This window comes from Burkholderia sp. ZZQ-2, from assembly GCF_050768715.1.
GTDB lineage: Bacteria > Pseudomonadota > Gammaproteobacteria > Burkholderiales > Burkholderiaceae > Burkholderia > Burkholderia cepacia.
In genome coordinates, this window is sequence record NZ_LDVA01000261.1 from 31684 (window position 1) to 46509 (window position 14826).

At 65.6% G+C, this 14826-nt stretch carries 19 protein-coding genes; 7 read left to right on the forward strand and 12 right to left on the reverse strand.

Annotation, left to right across the window (positions count from 1 at the left end; genetic code table 11):
• Window positions 1-2 precede the first annotated feature (2 nt).
• The gene (locus ABY44_RS19020; RefSeq protein ID WP_027790089.1) at window positions 3-290 is read left to right on the forward strand and encodes a hypothetical protein; all 288 of its coding nucleotides are present in this window, start codon (window positions 3-5) and stop codon (window positions 288-290) included.
• 77 nt (window positions 291-367) lie between these two features.
• Entirely contained in the window at window positions 368-652 is a 285-nt protein-coding gene (locus tag ABY44_RS19025) for a hypothetical protein (protein WP_059699230.1), read from the forward strand.
• A gap of 536 nt (window positions 653-1188) precedes the next feature.
• Here ABY44_RS19025 and ABY44_RS19030 read toward each other — a convergent pair.
• The 3 genes from ABY44_RS19030 to ABY44_RS19040 all read right to left on the reverse strand — a co-directional run bounded on the left by ABY44_RS19030 (window position 1189) and on the right by ABY44_RS19040 (window position 2234).
• Complete coding sequence (locus ABY44_RS19030; protein WP_230948771.1) at window positions 1189-1398, reverse strand: hypothetical protein; 210 nt, start codon at window positions 1396-1398, stop codon at window positions 1189-1191.
• Between the two features lie 383 nt (window positions 1399-1781).
• A complete protein-coding gene (locus ABY44_RS19035; RefSeq protein WP_059684822.1) occupies window positions 1782-2048 on the reverse strand; it encodes a DUF1488 domain-containing protein in 267 nt (88 codons plus the stop codon).
• Window positions 2049-2234 (reverse strand): hypothetical protein, encoded by a 186-nt coding sequence (locus ABY44_RS19040; RefSeq protein ID WP_027790092.1) that lies wholly within the window; start codon window positions 2232-2234, stop codon window positions 2049-2051.
• 457 nt (window positions 2235-2691) lie between these two features.
• On the opposite strand from ABY44_RS19040, the gene ABY44_RS19045 reads away from it, so the two are divergent.
• Both ABY44_RS19045 and ABY44_RS19050 read left to right on the forward strand, forming a co-directional pair.
• A complete protein-coding gene (locus tag ABY44_RS19045; RefSeq protein ID WP_021157593.1) occupies window positions 2692-3309 on the forward strand; it encodes a LysE family translocator in 618 nt (205 codons plus the stop codon).
• Between the two features lie 107 nt (window positions 3310-3416).
• Window positions 3417-3665 carry a hypothetical protein gene (locus tag ABY44_RS19050; RefSeq protein ID WP_027790093.1) on the forward strand — a complete coding sequence of 83 codons (249 nt, stop codon included), beginning with the start codon at window positions 3417-3419 and terminating at the stop codon, window positions 3663-3665.
• A 39-nt stretch (window positions 3666-3704) separates the two neighbouring features.
• Here ABY44_RS19050 and ABY44_RS19055 read toward each other — a convergent pair whose 3' ends face one another.
• The 7 genes from ABY44_RS19055 to pobA form a co-directional block, all read right to left on the reverse strand.
• On the reverse strand, window positions 3705-5063 hold the full coding sequence (locus ABY44_RS19055) for an MFS transporter (RefSeq protein WP_060083163.1): 1359 nt from the start codon (window positions 5061-5063) through the stop codon (window positions 3705-3707).
• A gap of 299 nt (window positions 5064-5362) precedes the next feature.
• Window positions 5363-5749: a 4-carboxymuconolactone decarboxylase gene (gene pcaC, locus ABY44_RS19060; protein WP_431641592.1), complete on the reverse strand. Its 387-nt coding sequence runs from the start codon at window positions 5747-5749 to the stop codon at window positions 5363-5365.
• A gap of 10 nt (window positions 5750-5759) precedes the next feature.
• The gene (pcaD, locus tag ABY44_RS19065) at window positions 5760-6545 is read right to left on the reverse strand and encodes a 3-oxoadipate enol-lactonase (RefSeq protein ID WP_027790095.1); all 786 of its coding nucleotides are present in this window, start codon (window positions 6543-6545) and stop codon (window positions 5760-5762) included.
• A 14-nt stretch (window positions 6546-6559) separates the two neighbouring features.
• Window positions 6560-7918 (reverse strand): 3-carboxy-cis,cis-muconate cycloisomerase, encoded by a 1359-nt coding sequence (locus tag ABY44_RS19070; protein WP_060175076.1) that lies wholly within the window; start codon window positions 7916-7918, stop codon window positions 6560-6562.
• A gap of 88 nt (window positions 7919-8006) precedes the next feature.
• On the reverse strand, window positions 8007-8663 hold the full coding sequence (locus ABY44_RS19075) for a CoA transferase subunit B (RefSeq protein WP_006482308.1): 657 nt from the start codon (window positions 8661-8663) through the stop codon (window positions 8007-8009).
• A gap of 13 nt (window positions 8664-8676) precedes the next feature.
• A complete protein-coding gene (locus tag ABY44_RS19080) occupies window positions 8677-9393 on the reverse strand; it encodes a 3-oxoacid CoA-transferase subunit A (RefSeq protein ID WP_021157587.1) in 717 nt (238 codons plus the stop codon).
• A gap of 143 nt (window positions 9394-9536) precedes the next feature.
• A complete protein-coding gene (pobA, locus tag ABY44_RS19085; protein WP_060175075.1) occupies window positions 9537-10769 on the reverse strand; it encodes a 4-hydroxybenzoate 3-monooxygenase in 1233 nt (410 codons plus the stop codon).
• 116 nt (window positions 10770-10885) lie between these two features.
• Here pobA and ABY44_RS19090 point away from each other — a divergent pair, with 116 nt between their 5' ends.
• The 3 genes from ABY44_RS19090 to ABY44_RS19100 all read left to right on the forward strand — a co-directional run bounded on the left by ABY44_RS19090 (window position 10886) and on the right by ABY44_RS19100 (window position 13337).
• Window positions 10886-11812 (forward strand): LysR family transcriptional regulator, encoded by a 927-nt coding sequence (locus ABY44_RS19090; protein WP_059489708.1) that lies wholly within the window; start codon window positions 10886-10888, stop codon window positions 11810-11812.
• A gap of 89 nt (window positions 11813-11901) precedes the next feature.
• A complete protein-coding gene (gene folE, locus ABY44_RS19095) occupies window positions 11902-12534 on the forward strand; it encodes a GTP cyclohydrolase I FolE (protein WP_021157584.1) in 633 nt (210 codons plus the stop codon).
• Window positions 12534-13337 carry an SDR family oxidoreductase gene (locus ABY44_RS19100; protein WP_060083160.1) on the forward strand — a complete coding sequence of 268 codons (804 nt, stop codon included), beginning with the start codon at window positions 12534-12536 and terminating at the stop codon, window positions 13335-13337. The genes folE and ABY44_RS19100 overlap by 1 nt, the downstream gene beginning before the upstream one ends.
• Window positions 13338-13379: 42 nt before the next feature.
• Here ABY44_RS19100 and epsC read toward each other — a convergent pair whose 3' ends face one another.
• Both epsC and ABY44_RS19110 read right to left on the reverse strand, forming a co-directional pair.
• Window positions 13380-14300: a serine O-acetyltransferase EpsC gene (gene epsC / locus ABY44_RS19105; RefSeq protein ID WP_021157582.1), complete on the reverse strand. Its 921-nt coding sequence runs from the start codon at window positions 14298-14300 to the stop codon at window positions 13380-13382.
• A gap of 137 nt (window positions 14301-14437) precedes the next feature.
• Complete coding sequence (locus tag ABY44_RS19110; protein ID WP_011356723.1) at window positions 14438-14671, reverse strand: hypothetical protein; 234 nt, start codon at window positions 14669-14671, stop codon at window positions 14438-14440.
• Between the last annotated feature and the right edge of the window lie 155 nt (window positions 14672-14826).

The following is a 14826-nucleotide window of genomic DNA, read 5'->3' on the forward strand; positions in this document are numbered from 1 at the left end:
TCATGTCGACACACCTGCTTCTTCTCTACAAGGGGTACGAACTTCATCCCCTCGTCTTCGCCCGTACATTCAGTCGCTTTGACGGGCATTCCCGTTACGCCGAAGGGTATGACATCGCGGTACGGATATGCCGCCCGGGCGCGATAGCAACCTCCGCCGCGAGCCGTATTTTCAGGCTGGGCCAACCGCATACATACTCCGACTTTGGTATGGCAAGGCGTGCCGCCCGGCAGCAAGGAAAGGACATCATCGACGGAAAGGTGAGTGGAGCTTCGGTCATCGACATGTAGTTCGGTCAAACGCAGCGGTCGGCCACGACGACACGAGAAGCTGAACGCACGCATTCTTCCTCACTGGTATCGCCACCATGCAAAGTGATCGCAATGCGATTCCGTACTACCTCGTCTTACGGACTGACTGCCCACCGTATGTTCTGAACGCTGACCGCCTCGTGCTGCGCCGCGCGGCAAGCCCTCTCCTGCGAGCGTTCGCGAGAGCCCGCGGCGCGCCGACCTCGATCGCGGACGACGCATGGAGCGACTTCTCCGGCTCGGAATCCATTTCGCTCCTTGAGCGCACGGAGATGCGGGCCTACGCACTGGTTCGCGGGGCCGAAAGCGAACATCAACTCCGGATACTGGCGACTCTCTGACTGCACCAACGTGCGCATTCCTTGCAGACGGCGCGCTCAGCAGCCTATTCGAAACGAGGTCTGTTTGTGAAGGCATCCGGTCCGAAAAATCGTCGATGGCGGTGACATCGCTTTGCTCCGCGTAGCGGCACCAATTTTGCATCTGGAGGTTCATTGATATCGCCCGGCCGACGTCGTGTTCGGTGCTGGTCTTGCCATGCCTCTCCAAGCAGCTCGTCGAAAAGATCGGTGCAGTGGCGAAATCGCGCCATATGAGCCGCGAAGCGTTGGTGGCCGAGTGTACGGAAGGAATTGGCCACCCAGCGTTGCGGTCCTCCTGCCACGAACTTGTGTTGGCGTAGCTGCCGAACGCGACTCGGCGAATTCATCTGCCCGGGTTGCGTCGCTTCACCGATGCGGGACAGTGATGCATGCGCCGTTTGTCGTCACGAGCGACACGCCAAAGTAAAAAGCCGGCGTTTGGCCGGCTTCGAGTTCCGCCTTGCTGGGGCGGCTCCACGTTCTGTTTGAGAGCGAGGAGTTTTGCTACACATACGCTATAGGTTCGGCAGAAAACCCATGCCCAGACGTTTCCTTGCATCGGAAATACGCTGCCTGGGTGTAACGGCTTTCCACGAATGGGCACGGCTTCTCTGCCGCTCCGGGTGAACCACGGGCATTCCATCGTCGGTCGCGCGTGCCTCCGCCTGTTCTTGCTGCTCGTCCTTCGCGTTTTTTTCCCATTTCGGGTCATCGTTCATCAACATGCTCCCTCCACAACCCCGGTTTCGTCATTGATTGGCTCGCGCCGCCCGAGTCGAGATAAAACTGCGCAAGCGATACGGATCGCGACGGCCCACTTCGATCACGGCGTTTACATCTCGATGAAGTCTGCGGCCGATCTGCAGTCCGTGCGTCATGTGTCAGCCTGCGCGTGCGAGCGTCTGAAGTCGGTACGCTGCCGTACGGGCGGGATGGCATGGATGCGGGTCCGGCAGGAGCGTAGAAGTCGAAACGGTGCTTGCTGCGTTCGTAATAATCAAGCAGCGCAACCTTCGACCGATCCATGCCCCCTCAACACCCGCACACGCGGCGAGTGCAGGTCAGAAAGAAGACGCACGTAGGGTACACGTGCAAACGGGGGCCGACCTCACGAGATCGTGTACCGGTTCTGAGGTCCCCCCTTGTAAAGGTCTCGGGCGAGTCCCAGAATCCGGTCGCGATTGCGGTCGAAGGCCGCAAGCAAGGCGGGCTCGCCAGAATCCATGTCGGAGTTCAGTTTCGCCAGCATCGCATCGTCGACCAGAAAGGTAATCTCGCGAGAATTGTCGTAGCCCCAGAAACACACACAGTGTCTGGAAGCGTCGTAGGAGCGACTGGGGTTCGGAAAGTTGAGCGTCACGGTGCTATTCGCCATCTAACTCTCCTGACAGATATAACGCCACTTGCTCGCGTTGACATCGATGCGGGCGTCATTTTCGCGCCGCTTCTCGGCACGCTCGCTGTCCGCGCGCTTCAGTGCCAAGGCACGCGCCTTTTTCACGTCAACGTAATCGCTGTGGCTGGCGGGCGTGGCTGGCTTCAGTGCGGTTTGCTTAGGCATGCCGGTTCCTAAAAGAGAATTTCAAATTTCAGGACCGTCGCGGTGACTGAATTTCGTCGTCGGCCGCCCTATACGAGGACCGGACGACGACCCGCGGGCTTGCCGCCGACGGCATCTCTCGCGCACGGAACTGGCGGATCAAACCTCGGAGGGAGGCTCGGTTGACGCGCGAAGTTCGCAGCTTCGACGTTCGCGCGCAGGATCGTCGTGGTGAGCCTTCTGCTTAGCTGTGCGGACAGGGGGAAGCGTAAGGAGTCAGAGCAAAACCATCGGTCACGCACATCGAACGTCACGAGAATGCGCCCTATACCACGGCCATGCAAGCGCTATCTCGCGTCAGCGCACGGGCGATCAAACCCCGTACCGGCAATCGTCAATCAAACTGTACCGGTTCTGTACAGAAAACCGTCGCTAAACTGACCTCCATCCCAGTCCAGAACAGAATGGAGAATCCGCGATGGAATTCCTCACCCTGAGCGCGCTGCCCGCCGGCATGCTGTTTGCGCTCGTCACGTCGATCACGCCCGGCCCGAACAACACGATGCTGCTCGCGTCCGGCGTCAATTTCGGTTTCCGCCGCACCATGCCGCACCTGTTCGGCATCAGCACCGGCGTCGCGATCCTGATGCTCTGTGTCGGCTTCGGCCTCGGCGAAGCATTCAAGCGCCTGCCGCTGCTCTATACGATCCTCGAAGTCGCGAGCGTCGCGTACCTGCTGTACCTCGCGTGGCGCATCGGCACGTCTGGCGAAGTGAAGGCACACGGCGGCAAGCCGCGGCCGATGACGTTCATCGAAGCCGCCGCTTTCCAGTGGATCAATCCGAAGGCATGGATGATGGTGCTGACCGCCGCGACGACGGTCCGCCTGTCCGGCGACTACGGGATGAACGCCGCGTGGATGGCCGTCGTATTCATTCTGATCGGCTTTCCGTGCATCAGCCTGTGGGCCGCGTTCGGGCTCGGCCTGCGCCGCTTCCTGTCGAATCCCCGCGCGCTGCGCCTCTTCAACGTGACGATGGCCGTGCTGCTGATCCTGTCGCTGTACCCCCTGATCGCGCACCTGCTGCCGCAGTGAGCGCTCACGGCGCGCCCGTTGAGATTCGTGCCATGCAGGCGTACCCTTTTGGTACGGGCGCGCGCAACCGCTTCGCCGGTTGCGCCGCTGCTGCCGGGAGAGTGCCGATGAAGCCACTGCTGAGGGCGGGTGAACACATCGAGGGGATGCACTGGATCGCAGAGTATCGCCCGCTCACGCACGAGATTCGTGTGTTGCGCGAAGACATCGAGATCGGCATCTATTGCGCGCCGCCGACGATGTTCGGCGAAGAGGAAGACATGGGCGCCGCGAACCTCTCCGATCATCGCAGCCGGGAGGCCGCGCTGCGCGCGTATCTGCGCAACTTCGTGAAGGAACACGACGCGGAAGAATAACCGGCGGCCCGACGGCCGCCGTATCGGCCCGCGCTTCGCTCAATGCCCGAGCGATTCGATCTTGCCTGCCGGCTGCGTCACGCCGTGCGGCCGCGCCATCTGCTTGATCAGCAGCGCGACACACGCGAGCAAGCCCGCGACGGCGATCGTCGCGAACACGCCCGCGAACGAGAAATGCCGGCGCGTCAGCTCGGCGACGAGGAACGATCCCGCAATCCCGCCGAAGCGGCCGACGCCGAGCATCCACGCGACACCCGTGCCGCGCCCCTCGGTCGGATAGAACGCGGCGGCGAGCGCCGGCATCGACGATTGCGCGGTGTTCATCAGCACGCCGGCCACGAACACGACCAGCACGAGCAGCCCGACGTTGCCGGCCGCCTGCCCGATCGCATACACGCTGACGGCCGTCAGCGCGTAGCACACGGCGATCACGCGGTTCGCGTTGAAGCGGTCCATCAGCACGCCGCACAGCACGGCACCCACACCGCCGAGCGGGAACAGCGCGGAGATCAGCGTCGCGCTCTTCGGCGTCAGCCCGGCATCCTTCAGCAGGATCGGCATCCAGTTGATCGACGCGTAGAAGATCACAAGCCCCATGAAGTACGCGAGCCACAGCATCACCGAGCCGACGATGTACGAGCGCGACAGCACGACGCCGAGGCCCTTGCTGCCGGTCTGCGGCGCGGCTTCGGTCATCGCGAACGAACCGGCGTTCAGCGCTTCGCGCGAGATGCGCGCAAGCGTTGCGCGGATCTTGTCGACATGCTGGCCGCTCGCGACCATGAAGCGCACCGATTCCGGCATCTTCAGCAGCAACAGCACGCCGAGCAGCAGCGGCGTCACGCCGCCGAGGATCAGCACGCTGCGCCAGCCGAAATGCGGAATCATCCACGCGGCCAGGAAACCGCCGAACGCGGCGCCGAGCGGGAAGCCGCAGAACATCAGGTTGATCACGGTCGCGCGGCGCTTGTCCGGACAGAACTCGCCCATCATCGTGACCGCGTTCGGCATCGCCGCGCCCAGCCCGACGCCGGTGATGAAACGCAGGATCGTCAGGTGCCCGATGGTCGTCGAGAATGCGGACATCAGGCATGCGACGCCGAACAGGAATACCGAGCCGAGCAGCAGCGAACGGCGGCCGAGCCGGTCGGACAGCGGGCCCGACACGAGCGCGCCGCACGCGAGGCCGAACAGCGCGGCGCTGAGTACCGGTGCGAGATCGGGCTTGGTGAGGTTCCATTCGCCGAGCAGCGACGGCGCGATAAAACCGATCGCGGCCGTATCGAAACCGTCGAGCAGCACGATCACGAAACACATGAGGAACACGAGCCATTGAAAGCCGCCGAACGGCTGCTCGTTGATGAAGGTCTGGACATCGACCACGGGTGCGCGATTCATCGCTAGTCTCCTGTGTCGATCCAAGCTGACGCCTTGGCGCCTACCTGGATCCCATGCGTCGTGGTCGACCGGCGTTGGCGCGTCAGCGCTTACTCCGGTCCCAAGCAACGCTAATAATGTATGAGCAATACGGCATGGCAGCCGCGCCCTTCCTTTGTTCGTCCACCAATCATCCGGTGTGCCGTGCGCCGATGCTCTGCCGGCGCGTTCATCGATTCCGTCGTCGACGGCCCGCTTGCGACAGCGGGCCACGCGATCGGTTGCGGCCGCCCTCAACCGGCCGCGCCTGACCGACCGTCTTACGCGGCCGCGTCCTGTTCCTTGAAGATCTTGTCCGCGAGATGGAACGCGGAATTCGTGGCCGGCACGCCGCAATAGATCGCGGTCTGCAGCAGCACTTCCTTGATCTCGTCGCGGGTCACGCCGTTGTTGCGCGCGGCGCGCAGATGGAGCGCAAGCTCCTCGCCGCGATTGAGCGCCACCATCATCGCGATGGTCAGCAGGCTGCGCGTATGGCGCGGCAGGCCGTCGCGCGTCCAGATCTCGCCCCATGCATAACGCGTGATCAGGTTCTGGAATTCGTCGGTCACCTCGGTACGGTTCTCGATCGAACGATCGACGTGCGCGTCACCGAGCACCGCGCGACGCACCGTCATCCCTGCTTCGTAACGTTCCTGGTCGTTCATCGCCGGTGCCTCACGCGGTCAGGAAATCGAGCAGCGCGCGGTTGAAGCCGTCGGTGCACTCGATGTTCGAAATATGCGCGGCGTCGAATTCGACGTGCTGCGCACCCGGAATCGCGGCGGCGAGCGCGCGGCCCTGGTCGGGCGGCGTCGACATGTCCTTCGCGCCGGTCACGACGAGCACCGGCAGCGCGATGCCTTTCACCTCTTCGCGCAGGTCGGCGGCATTCAGCGCGTCGCAGTTCGCCGCATAACCGTCCTTGTCGGTATGGACGAAGGTGTCGCGGATCGCATCGAACAGGCGCGGCTCACGCTCGACGAATGCGTCGGTGAACCAGCGCGGCAGCACGGCGTCGGCGAGCGCGGCCATCCCTTCGGCGCGTGCCTTCTGCGCGCGCGGGGCCCACACTTCCGGCGAACCGATCTTTGCCGCGGTGTTCGACAACACCGCGCGCACGATGCGCGACGGGAAGCGTGCAGCCAGCGCCGCGCCCGTCAGCCCGCCCATCGAGATCCCGCAGAAATGCGCGCGATCGATGCCGACGTGGTCGAGCAGGCCGATCACGTCGCCGGCGAGCTGCTCGATCGTGTACGAACCCGCCGGTGCGTCGGAATGGCCGTGGCCGCGCGTGTCGTAGCGCAGGATGTTGAAGTGCTGCGTGAGCGGACGGATCTGCGGTGCCCACATCTGCAGGTCGGCGCCGAGCGAATTCGAGAAGACGAGCCACGGCGCGTCGTCGCGCGCGGCACGGTCGATCCGGTAATGCAGTTTCACGCCGTTGACAGTGGCGAAAGGCATCGAGGTTCTCCTGGTTATTGCGTGCCCGCGTGCAGCGCGAGCACGGCGTCGACGCAGGCCTGCGCCTCGCCGACGTAATGAGCGGGATCAAGCAGCCGCGCGAGCGCGTCGCGCGACAGGTGCGCCGACACGGTCGCATCGGCGGCGAGCACATCGAACAGCGTCGAGCCCGTGCGCACGGCTTCCTTCGACGCATGCTCGACGACGTGATGCGCGTCGAGGCGGCCGATCTTGTCGCCGAGCGCGAGCATCACCGCTTCGCCGAGAATCAGCCCGCGCGTCAGTTCGAGATTCGCGGCAAGGCGTTCGGTGTTCACGTCGAGGCCCGCGACGATCTGGGCGATCTGCGCAAGCGCGCCGCCGGTCAGGCGCGCGAGATCGGGCAACGCGTCCCATTCGGCCTGCCAGCCGCCGAGCGCACGTTCATGTTCCTGGACCATGCCCGCGAACACCGTCGCGACGAGGTTCGGTGCGCGCACCGCGGCGGTGAGCACCGCCGCGCAACCGACCGGGTTGCGCTTGTGCGGCATCGTCGACGAGCCGCCCTTGCCGGCGGCGGCCGGTTCGCCGAGCTCACCGACTTCGGTCTGCATCTGCAGCGACACGTCGCGCGCGATCTTGCCGAGCGTACCCGTCAGCATCCCGAAGCAGGACGCGGCTTCCGCGATGCGGTCGCGCTGCGTGTGCCACGGCACGGCCGGTGCGGCGAGCTTCAGGTCCGCCGCCAGCGCGGCCGTGACGCCGGCCGCGTGCTCGCGCAGGCTCGCGAGCGTGCCGGCCGCGCCGCCGAACTGCAGCACCAGCGCGCGTTCGCGCAATTCGGCGAAACGCGCGCGATGGCGCAGCAGCGCGTCGAGCCATTGCGCGAATTTCAGGCCGAGCGTGATCGGCAGCGCCTGCTGCAGCCACGTGCGGCCGATCATCGGCGTCGCGCGATGCGTGCGCGCGAGCGCCGCGAGCGACGCACACGCTTCGTCGAGCATCGGCTCGAGCACGTCGAGCGTGTCGCGCAGCTGCAGCACGGTGGCGGTATCGATGATGTCCTGGCTCGTCGCCCCCCAGTGCACGAACTTCGCGGCCTCGGGGTCGTCGGCCTTCACCTGCGCGGTGAGCTGCTTCACGAGCGGAATCGCGAGATTGCCGCCGAGCGCCGCGCCGTGCGCGAGCGCGTCGGCGTCGAGCCGGCTTGCGTCGCACGCGCGCTCGATCGGCGCGACCGCGGCGGCGGGAATCACCTGCTGCGCGGCGAGCGCACGCGCGAGCGCGGCCTCGACGTCGAGCATCCGCTGGATCGTCGCGCGGGGCGACCAGATCCGGTTGAGCGGCTCGGTGCCGCAGATGAGGGAGGTCAGGCGGGCGCTGTCTTCGAGCATGGCATCAGATTGGGGAAACGGCGTGCGCCTATTGTCCACCCAAGCGTGCCGGCATGCGCGCAAACGGACGCGCCGGCACGCCTGCGGTTCAGGCAGCCGCCTTTTGCGTCGCGTCGATCAGCGGCACGCCGGTCAGCTTCTGCAGTTCGTCGAACGACAGGTCGGTGAAGATCTCGCTCACGGCCAGCCCGTCGGCCGTCACGTCGAGTACGGCGAGATCCGTATAGATACGGCTCACGCATTGCACGCCGGTGACCGGATACGAGCACTGCGCGACGATCTTGCTCTCGCCCTGCTTCGTCAGGTGCTCCATCATCACGAACACCTGCTTCGCGCCGATCGCGAGGTCCATCGCGCCGCCGACCGCCGGAATCGCATCGGGCGCGCCCGTATGCCAGTTCGCGAGGTCGCCGTTCGCCGATACCTGGAACGCGCCGAGCACGCAGTAATCGAGGTGGCCGCCGCGCATCATCGCGAACGAATCCGAATGGTGGAAATATGCGCCGCCGGTGAGCAGCGTCACATGCTGCTTGCCGGCGTTGATCAGTTCGTCGTCTTCCTCGCCCGGCGCGGGCGCGGGGCCCATGCCGAGCAGGCCGTTCTCGCTGTGCAGGAAGATTTCCTTGCTCGGGTCGAGGTGGTTCGCCACCAGCGTCGGCACGCCGATGCCGAGGTTCACGTACGCGCCTTCGGGGATGTCCTGGGCGACGCGCTTGGCCATTTCATCGCGGGTCAGTCGTTTCATCTGAATATCTCCCTCAAGCGGCTTGCGATGCAGCATGTTCGGCAGCCAGCTCGGCCGCATGCGCGGCCTGCGGCACCTCGACGACGCGCTGGACGAAAATGCCCGGCGTCACGATGTGTTCCGGGTTCAGCGCGCCGAGCGGCACGACTTCCGACACCTGCACGATCGCGACCTTCGCGGCGCTGGCCATGATCGGCCCGAAGTTGCGCGCGGTCTTGCGATACACGAGATTGCCCCAGCGATCGCCCTTGTACGCCTTCACGAGCGCGAAATCGGCGTGGATCGGCGTCTCGAACACATACGGCTTGCCGTCGATCACGCGCGTTTCCTTGCCTTCCGCGAGCTTGGTGCCGTAACCCGTCGGCGTGAAGAAGCCGCCGATGCCGGCGCCCGCCGCGCGGATACGCTCCGCGAGGTTGCCCTGCGGCACGAGTTCCAGCTCGATCTCGCCGGCGCGGTACAGCCCGTCGAACACCTGCGAATCGCTCTGGCGCGGGAACGAGCAGATGATCTTGCGCACCTGCTTCGCCTTCAGCAGCGCCGCGAGGCCCGTCTCGCCGTTGCCCGCGTTGTTGTTGACGATCGTCAGGTCGCGCGCGCCCTGTTCGATCAGCGCGTCGATCAGCTCGGACGGCATGCCGGCCGTGCCGAAGCCGCCGATCATGATTGTCGCGCCGTCGTGGATGTCGGCCACCGCCGACTGAAGCGATTCGAAAATCTTGTTGACCATGTCTCTTCCTGATACGAACCCGCGGCTCGATGCGCGGCCTGTCGAGGGGACACGCGCGTGCCGCGTGTCGCGCCGGGGCCGATCTCGATCCCGGTATTTGTTCGCTAATCGAACCTAGATTCGATTAGCGAACGATGGGCCGATCATAGAGTCGCGCACAGCGCGTTGTCAAGGCGGGTTCCCTCGGGGGCCGTCGCGTCGTCGAACGGCAGCCCGACGTAGTTTTCGGCGAGCGACTGCGCGGCGGCCCGCGAGCGCGTCACGTATTTCAGCTCGGCAAACTTCAGGCGATTGACGAACGGCGAATCCTCCGGCGACGAGTGCAGCATGTTCGTCATGAAGTACGAGAAGTGCTCGGCGCGCCACACGCGTTCGAGGCAAGTCGCCGAATACGTGTCGAGCAGCGTCGCGTCGCCGTTGCGGTAGCGCGCGCCGAGCGCGCGGGACAGCGCGCGGACGTCGGCCACCGCCAGGTTCATCCCCTTCGCGCCGGTCGGCGGCACGATGTGCGCGGCGTCGCCGGCGAGGAAGAGGCGCCCGTGCTGCATCGTCTCCGACACGAAGCTGCGCATCGGCGTCACGCTTTTCTGCGTGATCCGGCCCTCGGTCGGCGTCCAGCCCGTGTCGTTCGAGAAGCGCGTGTGCAGTTCGTCCCAGATCCGCGCATCGGACCATTCGGTGAGGTCCTCGTCGGGCTTGCACTGCAGGTACAGGCGCGTGACCGTCGGCGAGCGCATCGAGAACAGCGCGAAACCGTTGTCGTGATGCGCGTAGACGAGCTCGTCGAGCGACGGCGCCGCGTCGGCGAGAATGCCGAGCCACGCGAACGGATAGACGCGCTCGAACGTGTTCAGCCGCTCGGCCGGGATCGTCTGGCGCGCGATGCCGTGGAAGCCGTCGCAGCCGGCGATGTAGTCGCAGTCGATGCGGTCTTCTCGGCCGTCGGCATGCTTGAACGTGACGAACGGGTGTTCGCCTTCGACGTCGTGCAGCGCGACGTCGCTGACTTCGAAATGCATCTGGTGGCCATGCTCGACGCCCGCCGCGATCAGGTCGCGCACGACTTCATGCTGGCTGTAGACGGTGATCGCGCGCCCGCCGGTCAATTCGGACAGGTCGATGCGATGGCGCTGCCCGGAGAACAGCAGTTCGATGCCGTGATGCTCGAGCCCCTCGCGGCGCATCCGCTCGCCGAGGCCGGCCTCGTTCAGCGTGTCGACCGTGCCCTGTTCCAGCACGCCCGCGCGGATGCGGTTCTCGCAGTATTCGCGCGAACGCGCTTCGACGAGGATGGAATCGACGCCTTGCAGGCGCAGCAGATGGGAAAGCAAAAGGCCGGACGGGCCGGCGCCGATGATGGCGACCTGGGTGCGCATTGTTCGTCTCCTGAACATTAATTCGAATCGTCGAACACATTTGAGCGCTTTCCCGACTATGCGGCAACGCGATTCAGGAGATATGTTGTATACGTTTTCAAGATACTGGCCCGGCGATGGAAGCGCTCGATCTGAACCTCATTCCCTACCTCGTCGCGCTCGACGACACGCGCAACGTGAGCCGTGCCGGCGACCTGCTCGGCGTCAGCCAGCCGCGCGTGAGCACGGCGCTCGGCCGGCTGCGCGAGTACTTCGGCGATCCGCTGTTCGTGCGCACGTCGCGCGGGATGGAACCGACGCCGCGCGCGCTCGCGCTGCTGCCGGCCGCCCGCGACGCGCTCGCGCAGATCGAGCGCGGCCTCGTCGCGCCGCACGACTTCGACCCGGCCGCGAGCACGCATACGTTTTCGATCGCGCTGTCGGACGTGGGCGAGATCGTGTTCCTGCCGAAGCTGCTGCAGGCGTTCGCGATGCGCGCGCCGCACGCGAACCTGCGCTCGGTCTCGCTCGCGCACGACGAAGTCGGTCGCGGCCTCGAAGCCGGGTCGATCGATCTCGCGGTCGGCTACTTCCCCGATCTCGACGGCAACAACTTCTTCCAGCAGCGGCTGTTCACGCACCGGTTCGTCTGCCTCATGCGGCGCGGCCATCCGTTCGAACAGGCGCCGCCGTTCACGGTCGAACAGTTCCTCACCTGCGGGCACGCGGTGGTGCGTGCCGAAGGGCGCAGCCAGGAGGTGCTCGAGAAATATCTCGCGAAGCAGCGCATGCAGCGCCGCGCGGTGCTCGAGACACCGCACTTCATGAGCCTGCCGTTCATCCTGAGCCGCACCGACCTGATCGCAACGGTGCCGCATGCGATCGGCTATGCGTATGCAGCCGAGCACGCGTTCATCGTGCCCGTCGAGCCGCCGCTCGCCCTGCCGCGCTTCGACCTGAAGCAGCACTGGCATCGCAAGTACCACAACGATCCGCGCACCGCGTGGCTGCGCGGCGTCGTCGCGTCGCTGTTCAACGACGAGCAGGACGAATGGCCGAAGTGAGTGCCGGGCCGCGCACGCGACCTGCGAAAGCATGAAACAATGCCCGGATTCCGCGCCGCCCCGGCGGCGGCATTCGATGGAGCAGATAGATGGCTAAAAAGAAGTCCGCGCGGCCCGAGCCGGCCGCATCCCGTCCGAGCCGCGAAGAAGCGGAAGACGCCGTTCGCGTGCTGTTGCGCTGGGCGGGCGACGATCCCGCACGCGAAGGCCTGATCGACACGCCCGCGCGCGTCGTGCGCGCCTACGAGCAGTTCTTCGCCGGTTACGCGCTGGAGCCGCGCGACATCCTCGCGCGCACGTTCAGCGAAGTCGACGGCTACGACGAAATGATCGTGCTGAAGGACATCCGCTTCGAGAGCTACTGCGAGCATCACATGGTGCCGATCATCGGCCGCGCGCACGTCGCGTATCTGCCGAATCATCGCGTGGTCGGCATCTCGAAACTCGCGCGCCTCGTCGACGCGTTCGCGAAGCGCCTGCAGATCCAGGAAAAGATGACCGTGCAGATCGCCGACACGCTGTTCGACGTGCTGCAGCCGAAGGGCGTCGGCGTGATCCTCGAAGCCGCGCACCAGTGCATCTCGACGCGCGGCGTGCACAAGCCGGGCGTCGAGATGGTGACGTCGCGCATGCTCGGCACGTTCCGCACCGATCCGTCGACGCGGCGCGAATTCCTGTCGATCGTCGCGAATCCTTCTTCAGTCAACCTGACGAATACGTAATGGAGTCGACGAAGCAAACGGCGCACGCGCCCGTCGTGCTCGTGACCGGCGCCGCGCGCCGGGCCGGGCGCGCGTTCGCCGAGTATTTCGCCGCGCACGGCTATCGCACCGCGGTGCACTACGACCGTTCGGCCGATGCGGCGCAGGCCGCGGCCCGCGCGATCGCCGAACGCGGGCACGATTCGGTTGCGTTGCAGGCTGACCTGTCGGATGCCGAACAGATCACCGCGCTGATCGACCAGGTGTATGCGCGCTTCGGGCGCCTCGACGTGCTCGTCAACAACGCGTCGGTATTCTGGCAGGATCATTTCCCGAGCTTCGACCTCGCGGCGTTCGACCAGGCGTGGGCCGTCAACTGCCGCGCGCCGATCCTGCTCACGCGCGCGTTCTACGAACGGGCCCGCGCGGCCGGCACGCAGGGTGTCGTCGTGAACGTGGTCGACCAGAAGATCAAGGAAAACTTTCACCGCGACCATTTCAGCTATACGGTCGCGAAGGCCGCGCTCGGCAACCTTACGCAGATGCTCGCGCTGTCGTCCGCGCCGGTGCTGCGCGTGAACGCGGTGTTCCCCGGGCTGATGCTGCCGAGCGACGACCAGACGCAGGCCGACTTCGAACACGCGAGCCGCGCATCGACGCCGCTCGCGCGCATCGCGGGCCCCGACGACGTCGCGAGCGCGATCCTGATGCTGACGGGCAACGCGTACAACGGCGTGGATTTCGTCGTCGATGCGGGGCAGAACCTGATCCGCGTCGACCAGGACGTGCTGTACAAGCACCGCGCGCCCGACAGCAAGCACTGACCAACGCGCGCGGCAGCAGGCAGCCGGTGCCCGCGCGCCGCGTTACGGCTTCTCGGTGCTCCCGCCTTCGCGAACCTTGCCCTGCGCGACGCTCGTGCCGGGCGGCACGCTGTGCGTGAGCCACACGTTGCCGCCAATCACCGAACCGCGCCCGATCGTCACGCGGCCGAGAATCGTCGCGCCCGCGTAGATCACCACGTCGTCCTCGACGATCGGGTGCCGTGCGTTGCCCTTGACCAGCGCACCGTCGCCATCGGCCGGGAAGCTTTTCGCGCCGAGCGTGACGGCCTGGTACACGCGCACGCGCTCGCCGATGATCGCCGTCTCGCCGATCACGACACCCGTGCCGTGGTCGATGAAGAAGCTCGGGCCGATCTGCGCGCCCGGGTGGATGTCGATGCCGGTGGCCGAATGGGCGATTTCATTGATGAATCGCGCAAGCAGCGGTACGCCAAGCTGGTGCAGCGCGTGTGCGAGCCGGTGGTGCATCATCGCCAGCACGCCGGGGTAGCACAGCAGGATCTCGGTGATGTGCTGCGCGGCCGGATCGCCCGCATAGGCGGCCTGGATATCGCTGACGAGCAGCGCGCGGACCGCCGGCAACTGCCGGCCAAATTCGCGCGCGATCTCGAACGCGCGTTCGTCGAGCTCGGCGAACGGCGTATCGGCATGTTCGGGCAGGAACGGCAGCGCGCGGCGGATCTGTTCGGACAGGATGCGCAGCGTGCTTTCGAGCGTGTGACCGACGTAGAAATCGACGCTTTCGTCGGTCAGATCCGGTGCGCCGTAGTGCGTCGGAAACATCGACGCGCGCAGGCCGGTCACAATCTTGCAGATCGCATCGCGTGACGGCAGTTCGCGGATGCCGCGCGGATGGCGCGTGCGATGGAGTTCCTCGCGCGACTCACGCAAGCCGGCGACGATTTCTTCCAGGCCCCACTGACGGGCGGGTGATGTCGACATATATCAATGCAGGCGGCCGCGCTCGGTCGCACGGCCGCTAATAAAGTGACGGGTTCCGCAAGATTACCGCGTTTTGTGCCCGGCAGCGGCACGCCGGGGATCGGCCGGACGGCCGAGGGCACCGAATCGCGGCGGCGTCAGATCGTGATGCTGCTGGCGTCGATCCATCGCACGGCCCAGTCGCGCGCGTGCGCGATCGCGTCGCCTTCGTCGTTGAACTGGAGCTCGATCGGGAAAAAGCGGTTCGCAACGAGCTCTCCGTCGCTCGATCGGGAGATCACGACGTAGGGCTTGAACGAACCGTCGCTGGCACGCGCGGGTGCACAGTTCAACAGATAACCGCGGTGCGTGAAGGCAGTAGTCGCTTGCATGAATCCGCCACCTCTAGTCCCTTGCTTTGTTGTTCACTGCCCGTCTTTAAGGGTGCTGCAGCGCCCCGGCGCGGGCAGAGGCGGCGCGACTCAATCCCCTGTCGCCGCTTCGCAGGAAAAGAATCATACTCTGTAGAAAACGCGTCTTCTAGCTG